Origin of the sequence: Pseudomonas sp. AFG_SD02_1510_Pfu_092 (assembly GCF_003331055.1) — a bacterium.
Classification (GTDB): Bacteria; Pseudomonadota; Gammaproteobacteria; order Pseudomonadales; family Pseudomonadaceae; genus Aquipseudomonas.
Genome location: NZ_PUQD01000033.1, coordinates 1 through 17,113 on the forward strand (window position 1 = coordinate 1; position 17,113 = coordinate 17,113).

General features: G+C 64.6%; 12 protein-coding genes. 4 read left to right on the forward strand and 8 right to left on the reverse strand.

The annotated features are described in order from the left end of the window. Positions 1–199: 199 nt before the first annotated feature. From C6A77_RS15095 to ttgA, 5 genes are all read right to left on the reverse strand, one after another. Positions 200–1,123 carry a LysR family transcriptional regulator gene (locus C6A77_RS15095; RefSeq protein ID WP_114170188.1) on the reverse strand — a complete coding sequence of 308 codons (924 nt, stop codon included), beginning with the start codon at positions 1,121–1,123 and terminating at the stop codon, positions 200–202. Positions 1,124–1,325: 202 nt separating this feature from the next. Continuing rightward, positions 1,326–2,579, reverse strand: coding sequence for an OprD family porin (locus tag C6A77_RS15100; RefSeq protein ID WP_114170189.1), 1,254 nt, complete (start codon positions 2,577–2,579; stop codon positions 1,326–1,328). A 301-nt stretch (positions 2,580–2,880) separates the two neighbouring features. Next, on the reverse strand, positions 2,881–4,338 hold the full coding sequence (locus C6A77_RS15105; protein WP_114170190.1) for an AdeC/AdeK/OprM family multidrug efflux complex outer membrane factor: 1,458 nt from the start codon (positions 4,336–4,338) through the stop codon (positions 2,881–2,883). Then, positions 4,335–7,487 carry a multidrug efflux RND transporter permease subunit TtgB gene (gene ttgB, locus C6A77_RS15110; RefSeq protein WP_114170191.1) on the reverse strand — a complete coding sequence of 1,051 codons (3,153 nt, stop codon included), beginning with the start codon at positions 7,485–7,487 and terminating at the stop codon, positions 4,335–4,337. Before ttgB ends, C6A77_RS15105 begins: the two co-directional genes overlap by 4 nt. Before the next feature lie 3 nt (positions 7,488–7,490). Continuing rightward, positions 7,491–8,645: a toluene efflux RND transporter periplasmic adaptor subunit TtgA gene (gene ttgA / locus C6A77_RS15115; protein ID WP_114170192.1), complete on the reverse strand. Its 1,155-nt coding sequence runs from the start codon at positions 8,643–8,645 to the stop codon at positions 7,491–7,493. A 257-nt stretch (positions 8,646–8,902) separates the two neighbouring features. On the opposite strand from ttgA, the gene ttgR reads away from it, so the two are divergent. Continuing rightward, entirely contained in the window at positions 8,903–9,535 is a 633-nt protein-coding gene (gene ttgR, locus C6A77_RS15120) for an efflux transport transcriptional regulator TtgR (protein ID WP_114170193.1), read from the forward strand. A 221-nt stretch (positions 9,536–9,756) separates the two neighbouring features. Here ttgR and C6A77_RS15125 read toward each other — a convergent pair whose 3' ends face one another. Beyond that, complete coding sequence (locus C6A77_RS15125; RefSeq protein WP_114170194.1) at positions 9,757–11,208, reverse strand: MDR family MFS transporter; 1,452 nt, start codon at positions 11,206–11,208, stop codon at positions 9,757–9,759. A gap of 450 nt (positions 11,209–11,658) precedes the next feature. Between C6A77_RS15125 and C6A77_RS15130 the strand changes: the two genes are divergently transcribed. Beyond that, a complete protein-coding gene (locus tag C6A77_RS15130; RefSeq protein WP_114170195.1) occupies positions 11,659–12,528 on the forward strand; it encodes an oxaloacetate decarboxylase in 870 nt (289 codons plus the stop codon). A 7-nt stretch (positions 12,529–12,535) separates the two neighbouring features. Here the strand turns inward: C6A77_RS15130 and C6A77_RS15135 are convergent, their stop codons facing one another. Further along, positions 12,536–13,441: a LysR family transcriptional regulator gene (locus C6A77_RS15135; protein ID WP_114170196.1), complete on the reverse strand. Its 906-nt coding sequence runs from the start codon at positions 13,439–13,441 to the stop codon at positions 12,536–12,538. A 103-nt stretch (positions 13,442–13,544) separates the two neighbouring features. Between C6A77_RS15135 and C6A77_RS15140 the strand changes: the two genes are divergently transcribed. Then, a complete protein-coding gene (locus C6A77_RS15140) occupies positions 13,545–14,420 on the forward strand; it encodes an MBL fold metallo-hydrolase (protein ID WP_114170197.1) in 876 nt (291 codons plus the stop codon). Between the two features lie 58 nt (positions 14,421–14,478). Here C6A77_RS15140 and C6A77_RS15145 read toward each other — a convergent pair whose 3' ends face one another. After that, a complete protein-coding gene (locus C6A77_RS15145) occupies positions 14,479–15,354 on the reverse strand; it encodes a LysR substrate-binding domain-containing protein (protein ID WP_114170198.1) in 876 nt (291 codons plus the stop codon). 114 nt (positions 15,355–15,468) lie between these two features. Between C6A77_RS15145 and C6A77_RS15150 the strand changes: the two genes are divergently transcribed. Continuing rightward, on the forward strand, positions 15,469–17,106 hold the full coding sequence (locus C6A77_RS15150) for a 5-guanidino-2-oxopentanoate decarboxylase (RefSeq protein WP_114170199.1): 1,638 nt from the start codon (positions 15,469–15,471) through the stop codon (positions 17,104–17,106). Positions 17,107–17,113 lie beyond the last annotated feature (7 nt).

Here is a 17,113-nt window from a genome sequence, read left to right on the forward strand (position 1 = left end):
GGCCGGGGCTTTCCTTGGTCCCCCCCCGGCCCCCGCGGGGGCCCCCCCCCCCCCCCGGGGGGGGCGGCCCCCCCCCCCCCCCCCCCCCCCCCGGGCCCCCCCCCGGGGGGGGGGGGGGCCCCCCCCGCGAAGAGGCCAGCACAGGCAACCTTTGACCGGATAATGATCAGGATAGCCCGCCCCTGCCACCATCATCAGCTCAGCGAATGGCCGCAGCCCGCAACGGCGTATCCAGCCCCACCAGCGTCTCGATCATCGCCCGCGCCGCCGGCGACAGCCGATAACCGCTGCGGCTGACCACGCCGCAGCGCACGCTCAGCACTTCCAGCGCCGGCGGCAGGTTGCGCCAGTGCAGGCGCACCAGGCGGCCGCTGGTCAGGTCTTCGGCAACGGCCTCTTCGCTGGCGGTGCCGATGGCGTCGCTGGCCTGCACCACGCTGCGCAGCACGGCCAGGTGCTCGGTTTGCAGGTGCGGGGTGAAGTCGCTGCGCCCGCTCAGGTTGGCCAGGCGCTTGCGCACGCCGGGGGCGAGCAGGGCGCTGGCCAGCGGGTAGCTGAACAGGTCGTTGGTCGACAGGCTGTCCTTGGCCAGCAGCGGGTGCCCCGGGCGGCAGAAGAACAGGCCGGGGCGCGGCGACAAGGGTTCGGTGTTGAAGTTGGGGTCGGCTTCGAACGGGCGGATGTCGTCGACGAAAAACTCGATCTGCTCGCGGCGCAGGGCCTGGCCGAGGCGTTCGGCGTTATCCACCAGCAGCGAGGTGCGGATGCCCGGGTGGCGTTCCAGGAAATGCCGCAGGGCGTCGGGCACCAGGCGCACGGCCAGTGCCGGGCCGCTGCCGAAGTGCAGCTCGCCGGCGTCGAGCTTGGTCATCTGCAGCACTTCGTTGCTCAGCTGCGCAGCGCCCTGCACCAGGCGCCTGGCATGTTGCAGCACCACCAGGCCTTCGGGGGTGGGCGGCAGGGCTTTGCTGGCGCGGTCGACCAGCGGGCAGCCGAAGCTGTGTTCCAGGCTCTGGATGGCGCGGCTGAAGGCCGGCTGGGTGATGCCCATGGCCTCGGCGGCACGGACGAAACTGCGGTATTCGGTGAGGGCGATGAAGTAGCGCAGCTGACGGAGGTCCATGTCACGGCTCTGGGGCGGGGGTAGGGGGACTATTCAAACGGTTGCTGCATATGTCGTCAAAGAAGGTTTATTGATTTGTTTATAGCTTATGGTTATTTGTCGGGCCTATTCGCGGGTAAACCCGCTCCCACAGGTACTGCACAGGTCTTCAGGCTTGTGCAGTCCCTGTGGGAGCGGGTTTACCCGCGAAGAGGCCCTCAGGTCAAAGTAGATTCAGCGGGTAACTCACAATCAACCGGTTCTCATCGAAGGCATTGGTGCTGAAGTCCCTGCGCATGGTGGAGTTGCGCCATTTCAGCGACAGGTCCTTGAAGCTGCCCGACTGCACCACATACGCCAGCTCGGTTTCCCGTGCCCATTCCTTGCCATCGTCCACGCCACCCGCAGTGACGTTGTCACCCTTGATATAGCGGTTCATCAGGGTCAGGCCGGGTACGCCGATGGTGGCGAAGTTGAAGTCGTGGCGTACCTGCCAGGAGCGTTCCTTGGCATTGTCGAAGCTTGAGTTGTAGCTGTCGTTGGCCAGGGTGCCGCCGCTGGTGCCGTTGACCCGCAGCCAGGCGTCGTCGCCGCTGACTTTCTGCAGGCCGAGGTAGAAGGTGTGGCCCAGGTAGCGTGCCGAGAGCATCGCCGAGGCGGTGCGGTTGTCCAGTTCGCCGGCGCGTTCGGCGCCGTCTTCCTTGCCGATGAAGTAGCCGAGGTTGGCGCCCAGGGTCCAGTCGCCCAGCGGCTGGCTGTGCACCAGGTTGAGGTACTGCTGGCGGTAGATGTCCTTGAGCTGGGCATTCCACAAGCCGATCAGCGTGCGTTTGTCGTTGAAGGCGTACTCGCCGCCGGCAAAGTTGAAACGGTCAGAGGTGAACGCGGCTTTGCCGTTGAGCGACATATCTTCCATGCTGGCGTCGTTGCGCGGGCTGTTGCCGCGGAACTGGCCGGCGTACAGGGTCAGGCCGGCGATTTCCCTGGAGGTCAGCTGGCCGCCACGGAAGGTCTGAGGCAGTGAGCGGCCATCGTCCGCGCGCAGAATCGGCAGTACCGGCATCCATTCGCCCACTTTCAGCTCGGTTTGCGACAGCTTGGCTTTCAATGCCACACCCAGGCGGCCGAAGTCATCGGCGGGGCGGCCATCGTCGTGCACCGGCAACAGGTGGGTATTGGTGGTGCCTTTGCCGCCATCGAGCTTGAGCGAATACAGGCCCAGTACGTCCACGCCGAAACCGACGGTGCCTTGGGTGAAGCCTGAGCGGGCATCGAGGATGAAGCTCTGGGTCCATTCTTCGGCCTTGGCCTGCGCGTGGGCCGGGTCGACGAAATTGCGGTTGATGTAGAAGTTGCGCAGGTTGAGGGTGGCCTTGGCGTCTTCCACAAAGCCACCCTCGGCGGCGAACACGGGGAGGGCGCAGGACATGGCCAACAGGCCGGGCAGCAGCTGGCGTGCGGGTTGCAAAGTGCTCATCTGTCGTGGATCTCTTGTTTTTATGGGCGAGCCGCTGCGCTGCAGGATGCGGCCTGCAGGCGCGGGTCTTGTGGGATGAACCGGGGGCAACGTTGCGTGGGAGGATGGTGCGCGGTGGGGCAGAGGCGAGGCAATTCGCTGCAAACGGAAGCGGGCGATAATCGAACGGAATGTTCTGGGTGGTTAATTTTTTACCTGTGCTGGCCCCGTGGGAGCGGGCGAGCCCGCGAAGAGGCCGGTTCAGGCCACACAAAACAAAAAGCCCACCGCGTGGGTGGGCTTGATGCTTTGACAGCTTCAATCAGCTCTTCGGTGCTTCCACCGCTGTCTGCTGGTTGTTGGCCTGCCCGGTCTGCTCGTACCAGCCACCACCAAGCGCCTTGTACAGGTTGACCTCGCTGGTCAGCTGCGAGAGGCGGTCGCCGATCAGCGCCTGCTGGGCGCTGAACAGGTTGCGCTGGGCATCGAGGAAGGTCAGGTTGCTGTCGATGCCGATGCGGTAGCGGCGTTCGGCCAGGCGGTAGTAGTCCTGGTTCGCCTGCACCAGGTCACGTTGCGCCTGCAACTGCTCTTCGAAGGTCTTGCGCGCCGCCAGGCCATCGGAGACTTCCTGGAAGGCGGTCTGGATGGTCTTCTCGTACTTGGCGACGTTGATGTCCTTCTGGATCTTCGAGTAGTCCAGGCTGGCCTTCAGGCTGCCGGCGTTGAAGATTGGCAGGTTGATCTGCGGCTGGAACAGCCAGGTGCCCTGGCCACCGGCGAACAGATGGCCCATGTCGGGGCCCAGGCTGCCAGCGTTGGCGGTCAGGCTGATGCTCGGGAAGAACGCTGCGCGGGCCGCGCCGATGTTGGCATTGGCGGCCCTGAGCAGGTGCTCGGCTTCCTGGATGTCCGGGCGCCGCTGGAGCACGTCCGACGGCAGGCCGGCCGGTACTTCGGCCAGCTGGTCGGCGTCGAGCTCCAGTGGCTTGGCCAGGTTCGCCGGAATGCCGGTGCCCAGCAGCACGGTCAGGCTGTTGACGTCCTGGGCGACCAGGCGCTGGTACTGCGAGTATTTGACGCGGGCGCCTTCCACCGCGGTGCGCGCCTGGCTGACGTCGAGCGCCGAGGCCACGCCGACTTCGTTGCTGCGACGGGTGAGGTTGTAGCTTTCCTCGTAGGTCTTCAGCGTTTCTTCGGTCAGCTTGAACAGCGCCTGATCGGCCTGCCAGGTGTAATAGGCGTTGGCCACGCTGGCGACCAGGCTGATCTGCGTGGAGCGACGCGCCTGCTCGCTGGACAGGTAGGTTTCCAGGGCCTGCTCGGTCAGGCTGCGCACTCGGCCGAACAGGTCCAGCTCGTAGGCGCTGACGCCCAGAGTGGCCGAGTACTGGCTGGTGATGCCCGCTTCACCGGTCTGCGACATGTTCGCCGGCACCCGCTGACGGCTGCCGCTGCCGTTGGCCGAAACCGCCGGGAACAGGTCGGCCCGCTGGATGCGGTACTGCGCGCGGTAGGCGTCGATGTTCAGCGCCGCGACGCGCAGGTCGCGGTTGTTGACCAGCGCGGTCTGGATCAGTTGCTGCAGCGCCGGGTCGTGGAAGAACTGGCGCCAGCCCTGCTCGGCAGCGGCAACGTCCGCCGACTGTGTCGGCGAGTACGCAGGGCCCTGCGGCCACTGCGCTGCCACCGGCGATTCCGGGGTCTGGTAGTCAGGGATCAGCGAGCAGCCGCCAAGAATGAAAGCGGTTACCGCCAGGGACAACAAAGACTTGGTCATTGCCCAGCCTCATAACGTGGAGTTTCAGGGGTGGCGTCTTTTTCCGGCTCTTTGCTGCCGAACAGCGACGACACTGCGACGAAGAACAGTGGTACCCAGAAAATTGCCAGCACGGTCGCACTGATCATGCCGCCGATCACGCCAGTACCAATGGCGTGCTGGCTGCCGGCACCGGCGCCGCTGGCGATGGTCAACGGTACCACGCCGAGGATGAACGCCAGCGAGGTCATGATGATCGGGCGCAGACGCATGCGGCACGCCTCGATCGCCGCGTCATACAGGCTGCGGCCCTGCTCGTGCAGTTCCTTGGCGAACTCGACGATCAGAATGGCGTTTTTCGCCGCCAGGCCGATGGTGGTCAACAGGCCGACCAGGAAGTACACGTCGTTGGACAAGCCGCGCAGGCTGGTGGCGATCAGGGCGCCGATGATCCCCAGCGGCACGACCAGCACCACGGCGATCGGGATCGACCAGCTTTCGTACAGGGCCGCCAGGCACAGGAACACGAACAATACCGAGAGGGCGAACAGCGCCGGCATCTGCGAACCGGAGAGTTTTTCCTCGTAGGACATGCCGGTCCAGGAGAAGCCGATGCCGCTTGGCAGTTCGCCGGCGATGCGCTCGACCTCGGCCATGGCCTCACCGGTACTGTAGCCCGGCGCCGGTGCACCGAGAATTTCCATCGCCTCGACGCCGTTGTAACGCGACAGCTTCGGCGAACCGTAGGTCCACTCGCCTTTGGCGAAGGAGGAGAACGGCACCATTTCGCCGGCGCCATTGCGCACGTACCACTTCTGCAGGTCTTCCGGGCTCATCCGCGCGTTTGGCTCGCCCTGGATGTACACCTTCTTGACCCGGCCACGGTCGATGAAGTCGTTGACGTAGCTGGCACCCAGGGCAATCGACAGGGTGTTGTTGATGTCGGCGATGGTCACGCCCAGGGCGCTGGCACGTTCGTCATCGATGGTCAGCTGGTACTGCGGCTCATCGTTCAGGCCGTTCGGGCGCACCGCACTGAGGACCTTGCTTTGCGCGGCCTTGGCCAGGAACTGGTTGCGCGCTTCCATCAGCTTGGCATGGCCGACACCGCCACGGTCCTGCAGGAACACGTCGAAACCGGTGGCGTTACCCAGCTCAAGTACCGCAGGCGGGGCGAAGGCGAACACCATCGCATCGCGGAAGGTGAAGAAATGCTGCTGGGCACGCTGGGCCAGGGCGAACACGCTGTTCTCCTTGGAGCGCTCGCCCCACGGCTTGAGCATGATGAACGCCATGCCCGAGCTCTGGCCACGGCCGGCGAAGTTGAAGCCGTTGACGGTGAACACCGACGACACGGTGTCGGCTTCTTCCTTGAGCAGGTATTCACGCATCTGGTCGACCACTACCTGGGTGCGCTCGGCACTGGAGCCGGCCGGGGTCTGCACCTGGGCGAACAGCACGCCCTGGTCTTCTTCGGGCAGGAACGCGGTAGGGATGCGGGCGAACAGCCAGATCATGCCGACCACGATCAGCGCATAGGCCAGCAGGAACGGTACCTTGTTGCGCAGGATGGTACCGACGCTGCGCTCGTAGCCGGTAACGCTGCGGTCGAAGTTGCGGTTGAACCAGCCGAAGAAACCGCCCTTGGCCACATGGTGCTCGCCCTTCTTCAGCGGCTTGAGCATGGTGGCGCACAGGGCCGGGGTGAACACCAGCGCCACCAGTACCGACAGGCCCATGGCCGAGACGATGGTGATGGAGAACTGCCGGTAGATCACACCCGTGGAACCGCCGAAGAACGCCATCGGCAGCAGTACCGCCGACAGCACCAGGGCGATACCCACCAAGGCCCCCTGGATCTGCTCCATCGAGCGCTTGGTCGCTTCCTTGGGCGGCAAGCCTTCCTCGGACATTACCCGCTCGACGTTCTCCACCACGACGATGGCGTCGTCCACCAGCAGGCCGATGGCCAGCACCATGGCGAACATGGTCAGGGTGTTGATGCTGAAGCCCGCTGCGGCAAGGATGCCGAAGGTACCCAGCAACACCACCGGTACGGTCATGGTGGTGATGACGGTGGCGCGGAAGTTCTGCAGGAACAGGTACATCACCAGGAAGACCAGGACCACGGCTTCGATCAGGGTGTGGATCACGCCACTGATGGATTCGGTGACCACCGGGGTGGTGTCATACGGGAACACCGCTTTCACCCCGGGCGGGAAGAACGGTTCCAGGTCGGCAATGGTCTTGCGCAGGGCCTTGGCGGTGTCCAGGGCGTTGGCGCCCGTCGCCAGTTTTACCGCCAGGCCGGAAGCCGGCTTGCCGTTGAACTGGGCGCTGACTGCGTAGTTTTCACCCCCCAGGCCAACCTCGGCGACATCACCCAGGCGCACCTGCGAGCCGTCGCTGTTGACCTTGAGCAGGATCTTCTCGAACTGCTCGGCCGTCTGCAGGCGGGTCTTGCCGATGATGGTGGCGTTCAGCTGCGTGCCTGGCATGGCCGGCAGGCCGCCGAGCTGGCCGGACGACACCTGCACGTTCTGCGCGGCGACCGCGGTCTTGACGTCGACCGGGGTCAGCTGGAACTTGTTCAGCTTGGCCGGATCGAGCCAGATACGCATGGCGTACTGGGCGCCGAACACCTGGAAGTCACCCACGCCTGCGGTACGCGAGATCGGGTCCTGCATGTTGGAGACGATGTAGTTGGCCAGGTCGTCCTTGCTCATGCTGCCGTCTTCGGACACCAGGCCGATCACCAACAGGAAGTTCTTCACTGCCTTGGTGACACGGATACCTTGCTGCTGCACTTCCTGCGGCAGCAGCGGGGTAGCCAGGTTCAGCTTGTTCTGCACCTGCACCTGCGCGGTGTCGGGGTTGGTACCCTGCTCGAAGGTGGCGGTAATGGTCATGCTGCCGTCGGAGTTGCTTTCCGACGACACGTAACGCAGGTTGTCGATGCCGTTGAGCTGTTGCTCGATCACCTGGACCACGGTGTCCTGCACGGTCTGCGCCGAGGCGCCCGGGTAGGTCACGGCGATGGCGATGGCCGGCGGCGCGATGCTGGGGTACTGGTTGATCGGCAGCTTCAGGATCGACAAGGCGCCGACCAGCATGATCACCAAGGCGATCACCCAGGCGAAGATCGGGCGATCGATAAAGAACTTCGACATGGTTTACTCCGCTTTGCCGTCTGCTTTCGCCGCGTTGGCCTGATCAGGGCTGGCCGGCTTCTTGACGTTGGTGGCTTCGCTGACTTTTACCTCCACGCCCGGGCGTACGTACTGCAGCCCTTCGGTGATCAGGCGGTCGCCCGGTTTGAGGCCTTCCTCGATCAGCCAGTCGCTACCCAGGGTACGGTTGGCCTTGAGCTGGCGCAGTTCGACCTTGTTTTCCTGGTTGACCACCAGCGCGGTCGGCGCGCCCTTGAGGTCGCGGGTCACGCCCTGTTGCGGCGCCAGGATGGCGTTGGCGTTGACCCCGGCCTTGAGCCGCGCATGCACGAACATGCCGGGCAGCAGGGTGTGGTCGGGGTTGGGGAACAGCGCGCGCAGGGTGACCGAGCCGGTTGTCTCGTCGACCGCGACCTCGGAGAACTCCAGGCGGCCTTCCTGTTTGAACAGGCTGCCGTCTTCCAGCACCAGTTGCACCGAGGCAGCGTTGTCGCCGGCCTTTTGCAGCTGGCCGCTTTCCAGGTCACGACGCAGCTTGAGCAGCTCGGCAGTGGACTGGGTGACATCGACGTAGATCGGGTCGAGTTGCTGGATGGTCGCCATGGCATTGGCCTGGCCGTTGCTCACCAGGGCACCTTCGGTGAACGAGGAACGGCCGATACGGCCGCTGATCGGGGCCAGGACCTTGGTGTAGCGCAGGTCGATCTGCGCGCTTTTCAGCGAAGCCTCGGCCTGCAATCGTTTGGCATTGGCGTCGTCGTATTCCTGTTTGGAAACAGCCTGTTCGTCGATCAGCTGCTTGTAGCGTTCGGCCAGCGAGCGGGTAGCCTGCAGGTTGGCCTGGGCATTGGCCAGGTTGGCTTCGTACACGGCAGGGTCGATCTGGTACAGCTGCTGGCCTGCCTTGACCTCGCTGCCTTCCTTGAACAGGCGCTTGAGGATGATGCCGTTGACCTGCGGGCGCACTTCGGCGACGCGGTAGGCAGTGGTACGGCCCGGCAGTTCCGTGGTCAGGGTGAAGGCTTGCGGCTGGATGGTCACGACGCCGACCTGAGGAGCCTGCGCCGCTGGCGCTGCTTCTTCTTTCTTACAGCCACTGAGCAGGGTTGCCAGGGCGACGGCGGAAACCAGAGCGGTGACGGCTGGCTTGAATTGCATGAGGATCCTCGGGTCGCTGGAGCAGGGAGACGCTCAAGAGTAATGGAAGAGTCTTGATCTGGAAAAATTGCTATCCGGTGGATAAATAGCTTGCTAAGGAATATACTTACATTCATGGTTGTTTGTAAATACCGCTGGGTTGTACTTAGGTACTGCCACAGCCCTTGATTAGTTCATCCGCGAGGCACCCTGCAGAGGTGCCCCCGGAGCGTTCCCCGCCGCGCCGCGCGTTCGGGGCAGATGAGGTTTGTACTGCCATGGTCCGTCGAACCAAAGAGGAAGCCCAGGAAACCCGCGCCCAGATCATCGAGGCGGCGGAAAAGGCCTTCTACAAGCGCGGGGTCGCGCGCACCACCCTGGCCGACATCGCCGAACTGGCAGGTGTGACGCGCGGGGCGATCTACTGGCACTTCAACAACAAGGCCGAGCTGGTCCAGGCGCTGCTCGACAGCCTGCACGAAACACATGACCACCTGGCGCGGGCGAGCGAAAGCGAGGACGAACTGGACCCGCTTGGCTGCATGCGCAAGCTGTTGCTGCAAGTGTTCAACGAGTTGGTGCTCGATGCCCGAACCCGGCGTATCAATGAAATCCTGCATCACAAATGCGAGTTCACCGATGACATGTGTGAAATTCGCCAGCAGCGCCAGGGTGCGGTGCTGGATTGCCACAAGGGCATCACCCTGGCGCTGGCCAATGCCGTGCGCCGGGGCCAGTTGCCAGGCGAGCTGGATGTCGAGCGCGCGGCGGTGGCCATGTTTGCCTATGTCGATGGCCTGATCGGCCGCTGGCTGTTGCTGCCTGACAGTGTCGATCTGTTGCAGGATGTCGAAAAATGGGTCGACACCGGGCTGGATATGCTGCGCTTGAGCCCGGCTCTGCGCAAATGACACTTTGTTAAGGATTGTGAGGGAGTGTTTCCCCTTTGTGTTAAGGGGGGATTAATGCTTTCGGGTGACCTTGAACAAATCAAGGATCCTGTGGGAGCGGCCTTGTGTCGCGATAGGGCTGCGCAGCAGCCCCGACAATTTGTGCATCACTGCTGAAATCCTGGGGCCGCTTCGCGGCCCTTTCGCGACACAAGGCCGCTCCCACAGAGATCGTGTAGCTTCTAGCGTCCGCGCAGTTGCCGGTCGGGCAATGCAAACGCAGCAAACAGTCCCAGCACAGCTACCCCGGCACTGGCCATCAGCAACTGCCGGAACGTCTCCAGCAAGCGCCCCTGGGTCACCAGGTCCACCTCGCCCGCTTTCAGGCTGCCCAGCAACGGATTACCCAGCGCCCCGAACCCGCCCTGCTGCAGCAGCGCCAGCAGCAGGCTGGACATGCACGCCACGCCCATGGCCCCGCCCAGCGAACGGAACAGGTTGGTGGTGCTGGTAGCCACGCCGATGTCCTTGCCGGCCACCGCGCTCTGCGTACCGACCAGCGAGGTGGGGAACTGCAGGCCGCAGGCGATGCCGGTCAGCAGCATGAACAAGGCACTGGCCACGACCGATTGCGGCGGGGTGATCGCCATGGCGAAAATGGCCAGCGGCATCAGCAGCGCGCCGGCCAGAATCTGTGGCTTGTAGCGCCCGGTCCGGCTGGTCATGCGGCCACCGCTGAAGGCGCCCATGGGCAGGCCCATCACCAGCGGCAGCAGGTGCAGCGCGGCGCTGTCGGCGCCGGCGCCGGTGATGGCCTGATAGCGCAAGGGCATGAGCATGGTCAGCGAGATCGACTGGAAGCTGGCGAAGAAGATTACCCCCCAGCACAGCACCGCCACGCGGTTACCGAACAGGCCGAGCGGCAGCAGCGGCTCCGGGCAACGGCGCTCATGCACAATGAACAGCGCCAGGCCCAGCGCGGCGCAGGCAAACAGGGCCAGTACCGCCGGGTCGCCCCAGGCGTGGCCCTGGCCGACCAGGGTGATGCCCAGCAGCAGGCTACCCAGGCCTAGGACCAGCAACACGGCGCCGAGGTAGTCGACCTGCGCCTGGCGACGCTGCGCCGGCATGCCGCCGAGGGCGCGGCGGATCGCCCACAATGCGACCAGGCCCAGCGGCAGGTTGATCCAGAACACCCAGCGCCACGACAGGAATTCGGTCAGCCAGCCGCCCAGCACCGGCCCGGCGACGCTGGCCACGGCATACATGCTGCTGAAGTAACCCTGGTAGCGGCCGCGTTCTCGCGGTGGCACGTAATCGCCGATGATTGCCTGGCTCACCGAGACCATGCCGCCCGCACCAATGCCCTGCAGGACCCGGGCCAGCACCAGCTGCTGCATGTCCTGGGCCAGGGCGCAGGCGATCGAGGCCAGGGTGAACAGGCTGATGCCGGTCAGGATCATCCGCCGCCGCCCGTACAGATCGCCGAGTTTGCCGTAGATCGGCACGGCGACGGTCATCGCCACCATGTAACCGGAGATGACCCAGGCCAGCAGGCCGACGTCGTTGAACTGCGCCGAGATGGCCGGCAGCGAGACGGCGACGATGGTCTGGTCCAGGGCGCCGAGGAAAATGGCCAGCATCAGTGCGGTGAGCACGTTGCGCAGGGTTGCAGGGGGGAGGGCGGCGGTCACGGCAATACCTTGTATGACGGCGGCGGCCTTCTTCGCGGGTAAACCCGCTCCCACAGGCCCGGTGTCGCTCCTGAGGGCGGGACTTACCTGTAGGAGCGGGTTTACCCGCGAAGAGGCCATCAAGAAGTATGCGGATTGTACCCTGAGTTAGGTAGCTTCCTATGTACTATCTGCATCCCCTATGCAAGATCGGCATTGGCGCATTCATCCAGTGCGGCATGGCTGCGTGATATCGTTGATATGCCACAGAGGCTGAAAACCGCGGCCTGCACCAGCATGGTGCAGCATTATGCCGCAGTTTTTTCGCGCCTCTGTCTCCCACACCTTTTATTCCTCTGCCTGCATGTCGAGCATGACCGCCCGGATGGCGACGGTTGGAACAGGCCAGGTAGACCCGATTACAGGGGTCGGTAGTTACCGTTCGATTTTCCATTATTTTGCGGAGTGATCATGCCCAAGGCTTCCCATCAAGATCTGCGTTTTGCCTTCCGCGAGCTGCTCGCTTCAGGTTCCTGTTACCACACCGCCTCGGTGTTCGACCCGATGTCGGCACGCATCGCCGCCGACCTGGGTTTTGAAGTCGGCATCCTGGGCGGCTCGGTCGCGTCGCTGCAGGTGCTGGCCGCGCCGGACTTCGCCCTGATCACCCTCAGCGAATTCGTCGAGCAGGCCACCCGTATTGGCCGCGTGGCGCAACTGCCGGTGCTGGCCGACGCTGACCACGGTTATGGCAACGCGCTGAATGTGATGCGCACGGTGATCGAGCTGGAGCGTGCCGGCGTGGCCGCGCTGACCATCGAGGATACCCTGCTGCCAGCGCAGTTCGGGCGCAAGTCCACCGACCTGATCCCGGTCGAAGAGGGTGTCGGCAAAATCCGTGCTGCCCTGGAAGCGCGGGTCGATTCTTCGCTGTCGATCATTGCCCGGACCAATGCTGGCGTGCTCACCACCGAAGAAATCATCGTGCGTACCCAGAGCTACCAGAAGGCCGGTGCCGATGGTATCTGCATGGTCGGGGTGAAGGACTTCGAGCAGCTCGAACAGATTGCCGAGCACCTGACGGTGCCGCTGATGCTGGTGACCTACGGCAACCCGAACCTGCGCGACGACGCGCGTCTGGCACGGCTGGGCGTGCGTATCGTGGTCGACGGCCACGCGGCCTACTTCGCTGCGATCAAGGCCACCTATGACTGCCTGCGACTGCAGCGCGGCCAGCAGAACAAATCGGAAAACCTCAGCGCCACCGAGCTCTCGCACACCTACACCCAGCCTGAGGATTACATCCGCTGGGCCAAGGAATACATGAGCGTCGAGGAGTGACAGCGCGTCACAGGTCCCGATCCCACTCCGGTTCGTCCTTGAACCGCTGCACCAGAAAATCCAGCATGCTGCGCAAGGTCGCCGGCATGTGTTTGCGTGAGGTGTACACCGCATTCAGGTTCAGCTCGCGTGGCCTGGCCTCTGGCAGCAGGCGCACCAGTTCGCCCCGGCGCAGGGCCTGCGCGGCCTGGTAGGTCGGCAGCATGGCGATACCTGCGCCGGCCAGCGCCGCCTTCTGCAGGGTCATCGCCTCGTTGGCGCTGATGTTACCTGCCACCGGCACGGATACCTGCTGGCCGGCCACCTCGAAATGCCACAGGCTGTGGCCGAAGTAGGCGTGGGTCAGGCAGTTGTGCCGGCTCAGTTCCTCGACCCGTTGCGGCGTGCCGTGCTCGCGCAGGTAGGCCGGTGCAGCACACACTGCCGAGCGGCATACGCTCAAGCGCCGGGCGATCAGGTTGGGGTCCAGGTCATTGCTGGTGCGGATTGCCAGGTCGATGCGCTCGTCCACCAGGTTGACCGTGCGATCGAGCATCTGCAGTTCCACCTTTACCCCGGGGTAGCGCCGGACGTAGGCGGCCACTGCATCCACCAGCTGGGCCTGGCCGAATGAGGTGCTGACGCTGATGCGCATCGCGCCCTTGGGCGCGTCATCCGGTTGCTGCACCGCGGCTTGCAGGTCGCCGGCCAGTTCCAGCAGTTGCCTGCAGCGGGGCAGGGTTTCCTGGCCGGCGGCGGTGAGGCTGAGCTTACGTGTGGTGCGCTGCATCAACCTTGCGCCAACCCAGTCTTCCAGCTCTGCCAGGTAGCGCGACACCACCGGCCGCGACAGTTGCAGATGATCCGCCGCCGCCGATTGGCTGCCCAGGTCGACGACGGTGACGAAAACGCGCATGGCGTTGAGACGATCCATGATTTGTCCGGTTTCAGAAACAAACTATGTCCGAGCATCGCATTTTTTGTCACGGATTGGGCAACTAAGCTGTTGGGCATTGTTCATCTGACGGGCGTTTGCGATGTCGCTTTTCACTCCCTTGCATGGCCTGTTGCTGGCCTGTGTGACCCTGGCCGGCCCGGTGTTGGCCGCCGACCCCTTGCGGCTGGAGGTTTACAACCCCGGGCATGAGGCAATCTTTCCGGTCAGTTCGGTGATCGTCAGCGGCGAGCACGACGCCATTCTCGTCGATGCCCAGTTCGGCAAGGTCCAGGCCGAGCAGCTGGTGCAGCGCCTGCGGGCAGGTGGCAAGCAGCTGACCAGTATCTACATCAGCCATGGCGACCCGGACTACTACTTCGGCCTGGATACTCTGACCCAGGCCTTCCCCGAGGCCAAGGTGCTGGCGTCGGCCGCCACGGTTGCCCATATCCGCCAGACCATGGATGCCAAGTTGGCCTACTGGGGCCCGCAGATGGGCGCGGACAGGCCGGCGCGGCTGGTGCTGCCGCAGGTGCTCGAAGGCAACCGCCTGATGCTGGAAGGGCAGGCCCTCGAGGTGGTCGGCCTCGACGGCCCGCAACCTGATCGCAGTTTCGTGTGGGTCCCGTCGATCAAGGCGGTGGTCGGTGGCGTGGTGGTGTCGGAGAACATCCACGTGTGGATGGCCGACACGCAAACGGCCAAGTCCCACGCCGACTGGCTCGGCACTCTGGCGAACATCGAGGCGTTGGCGCCGCGCACGGTGATCCCCGGGCACTACCTGGGGGACAGCAGCCGATCGCTCGAGGCCGTGCGCTTCACGGCGAACTACATTCGTGATTTCGATGCCGAGACTGCCAAGGCTAAAGACGCCGGTGCGTTGATCGCGGCGATGAAGCGACGTTACCCGAACCTGGCCGATGAAAGCTCGCTGGAGCTGGGAGCCAAGGTCGCCAAGGGCGAGATGAAGTGGTAATTCCGTTTCCGATGGCGGTGTAGCACTTGTGGGAGCGGGTTTACCCGCGAAGGGGCCCTTACAGGCTGGCCCGATCCTCCAGCCAATCCAGCAATTCCAGCAAACCCGGCGGCAAGCTCTTGCTCTGGCTCACCAGGTAATACCCCTTGCCGGTCATCACCTTCAGCGCGAACGGCATGCACAACCGCCCCCCGCGCAAATCATCGCCGATCAGCGACCAGTCGCCGATGGCCACGCCGGTCCCCTGCGAAGCCATGGCCATCGCCATGTCCAGCGTCTCGAAATGCTGCTTCGGCCCTTGCTTGGCCAGCGTCACCCCGGCCGCCTGCAGCCACAAATGCCAGTCGTGTTCATCCCGCGACGGGTGCAGCAGCATGTGCCGCGCCAGGTCCTCGACCTGCCGCAACGGCACCGGCCCCTGGCGCAGCGCCGGTGCGCACACCGGCGTCAGTTGCTCATCGAACAGCTTGCGTACGCGCAGCCCGTGGTTCGGCGCATCGCCATACACCACCGCTGCATCGAACCCCTCGCGGCGAAAGTCCACCCCGTGCTGCACCGTGGTGGTCAGCTCCACCGGCACATCCGGGCGTAGCGCCTGCCATTCCATCAGCCGCGGCAACAGCCAGCGCATCACGCAGGTCGGCGCCTTGAGCTGCAAGGTCGCGCTGCGCCCACCCACCTCGCGTACCCCCTGCTCGATCAGCGCGAACACCTGCTGCACCCTTGGCAGCCAGTCCTGGCCTTCACGGGTCAGGCTAAGCCCGCGGGCCTGGCGCTGGAACAAGGCATAACCCAGATGCTCCTCGAGGGCCGCGATCTGTCGGCTGACGGCGCCCTGGGTGATGTGCAACTGCTGCCCGGCACGGGTGAAGTTGCAGTGCTGGGCCGTGACCAGAAAGGTGTGCAAGGCAGGCAGGGGCGGGAGGCGTTTCATAGTCGCAAGCCATGATTAAAGGACATGCCTAGTATGTGTTTTTTTGCATTGTGGCGATAGCTGTGGCTTGGGTCCAATAACGGCATAACCCAACAAGATTAGTGGTGACACCCGATGGCAACCTGCGGCGAAGTACTGGTAAAACTCCTTGAAGGCTATGGCGTTGATCATGTCTTCGGCATTCCCGGTGTACATACCGTGGAGCTCTACCGCGGCCTGGCGGGCTCGTCCATCCGCCACATCACCCCGCGCCACGAGCAGGGCGCCGGGTTCATGGCCGATGGCTACGCACGCACCCGCGGCAAGCCCGGGGTGTGTTTCATCATCACCGGCCCGGGCATCACCAACATCACCACCGCCATGGGCCAAGCCTATGCCGACTCGATCCCGATGCTGGTGATTTCCAGCGTGCAGTCCCGCGATCAGCTGGGCGGCGGCCGTGGCAAGCTCCACGAGTTGCCCAACCAGGGCGCGCTGGTGGCGGGTGTGGCCGCGTTTTCCCATACCCTGATGCGTGCCGCTGACCTGCCGCAGGTACTGGCGCGGGCCTTCGCGGTGTTCGAAGGCGCCCGCCCGCGCCCGGTGCATATCGAGATCCCGCTCGACGTGCTGGTCGAGCCGGCCGATCAACTGTTGCCAGCCCGCCCGGTGCGCAGTAGCCGAGCCGGGGCCGCGCCGCAGGCCGTGGCGCGCATGGCCGAGCGCTTGGCCAGTGCCCGCCGGCCATTGATTCTGGCCGGCGGTGGGGCCCTGGCAGCAGGTGCCGCGCTGGCGCGTCTGGCCGAACACCTGCAGGCTCCGGTGGCACTGACCATCAATGCCAAGGGCTTGTTGCCAGCCACCCACCCGCTGCAGATCGGCTCGACCCAGTCACTGCCGGCCACGCGCGCGCTGGTGGCCGAGGCCGATGTGGTGTTGGCGATCGGTACCGAACTGGCGGAAACCGACTATGACGTGACCTTCAAAGGTGGTTTCGAGATACCCGGTAGCCTGTTGCGCATCGACATCGACCCGGACCAGACCGTGCGCAACTACCTGCCGGAGCTGGCGTTGGTGGCTGATGCCGCACTGGCCGCCGAAGCGCTGCTCGGTGCCTTGCAGGCCCTGCCGCAAGCCCCATGCGAAGGCGCCTGGGGAGCGGCCCGCGTGGCCAGCCTGCGCCAGGCATTGGCGGCAGAATGGGACCAGCCGACCCTTAGCCAGACGCGCTTGCTGCGGGCGATTCTCGAACGCTTGCCCAATGCCGTTCTGGTGGGCGATTCGACCCAGCCGGTGTACACCGGCAACCTGACCCTGGACATGGACCAGCCACGGCGCTGGTTCAATGCCTCGACCGGTTATGGCACGCTGGGTTATGCCTTGCCGGCGGCCATGGGGGCCTGGCTGGGCAGCGCCGAGCAGGCCGGCGAGCGTGCACCGGCGGTGTGCCTGATCGGTGATGGCGGGTTGCAGTTCACCCTGCCGGAGCTGGCCAGTGCGGTGGAGGCGCAGGTGCCGCTGATCGTGCTGCTGTGGAATAACCAAGGGTACGAGGAAATCAAGAAATACATGGTCAACCGGGCGATCGAGCCGGTCGGTGTGGATATTCACACCCCGGACTTCATCGGTGTGGCGCGCGCGCTGGGGGCGGCGGCGGAGAACGTGGCGGATGTGGCGCAACTGAAGGCTGCACTGGGGCAGGCGGTTGAGCGCAAGGGGCCGACCTTGATCCAGGTTGACCAGAATCAGTGGCAGCGGACTGTGCTGGGCTGAAGTAGCG

Excerpts from the sequence above, each read along its gene's own strand:
- C6A77_RS15105 (WP_114170190.1), bottom strand. The coding sequence starts at position 4,338 with ATGACCAAGTCTTTGTTGTCCCTGGCGGTAACCGCTTTCATTCTTGGC.
- C6A77_RS15135 (WP_114170196.1), bottom strand. The coding sequence starts at position 13,441 with ATGGATCGTCTCAACGCCATGCGCGTTTTCGTCACCGTCGTCGACCTG.
- C6A77_RS15150 (WP_114170199.1), top strand. The coding sequence starts at position 15,469 with ATGGCAACCTGCGGCGAAGTACTGGTAAAACTCCTTGAAGGCTATGGC.
- C6A77_RS15130 (WP_114170195.1), top strand. The coding sequence starts at position 11,659 with ATGCCCAAGGCTTCCCATCAAGATCTGCGTTTTGCCTTCCGCGAGCTG.
- C6A77_RS15140 (WP_114170197.1), top strand. The coding sequence starts at position 13,545 with ATGTCGCTTTTCACTCCCTTGCATGGCCTGTTGCTGGCCTGTGTGACC.
- ttgA (WP_114170192.1), bottom strand. The coding sequence starts at position 8,645 with ATGCAATTCAAGCCAGCCGTCACCGCTCTGGTTTCCGCCGTCGCCCTG.
- ttgB (WP_114170191.1), bottom strand. The coding sequence starts at position 7,487 with ATGTCGAAGTTCTTTATCGATCGCCCGATCTTCGCCTGGGTGATCGCC.
- C6A77_RS15095 (WP_114170188.1), bottom strand. The coding sequence starts at position 1,123 with ATGGACCTCCGTCAGCTGCGCTACTTCATCGCCCTCACCGAATACCGC.
- ttgR (WP_114170193.1), top strand. The coding sequence starts at position 8,903 with ATGGTCCGTCGAACCAAAGAGGAAGCCCAGGAAACCCGCGCCCAGATC.
- C6A77_RS15145 (WP_114170198.1), bottom strand. The coding sequence starts at position 15,354 with ATGAAACGCCTCCCGCCCCTGCCTGCCTTGCACACCTTTCTGGTCACG.
- C6A77_RS15100 (WP_114170189.1), bottom strand. The coding sequence starts at position 2,579 with ATGAGCACTTTGCAACCCGCACGCCAGCTGCTGCCCGGCCTGTTGGCC.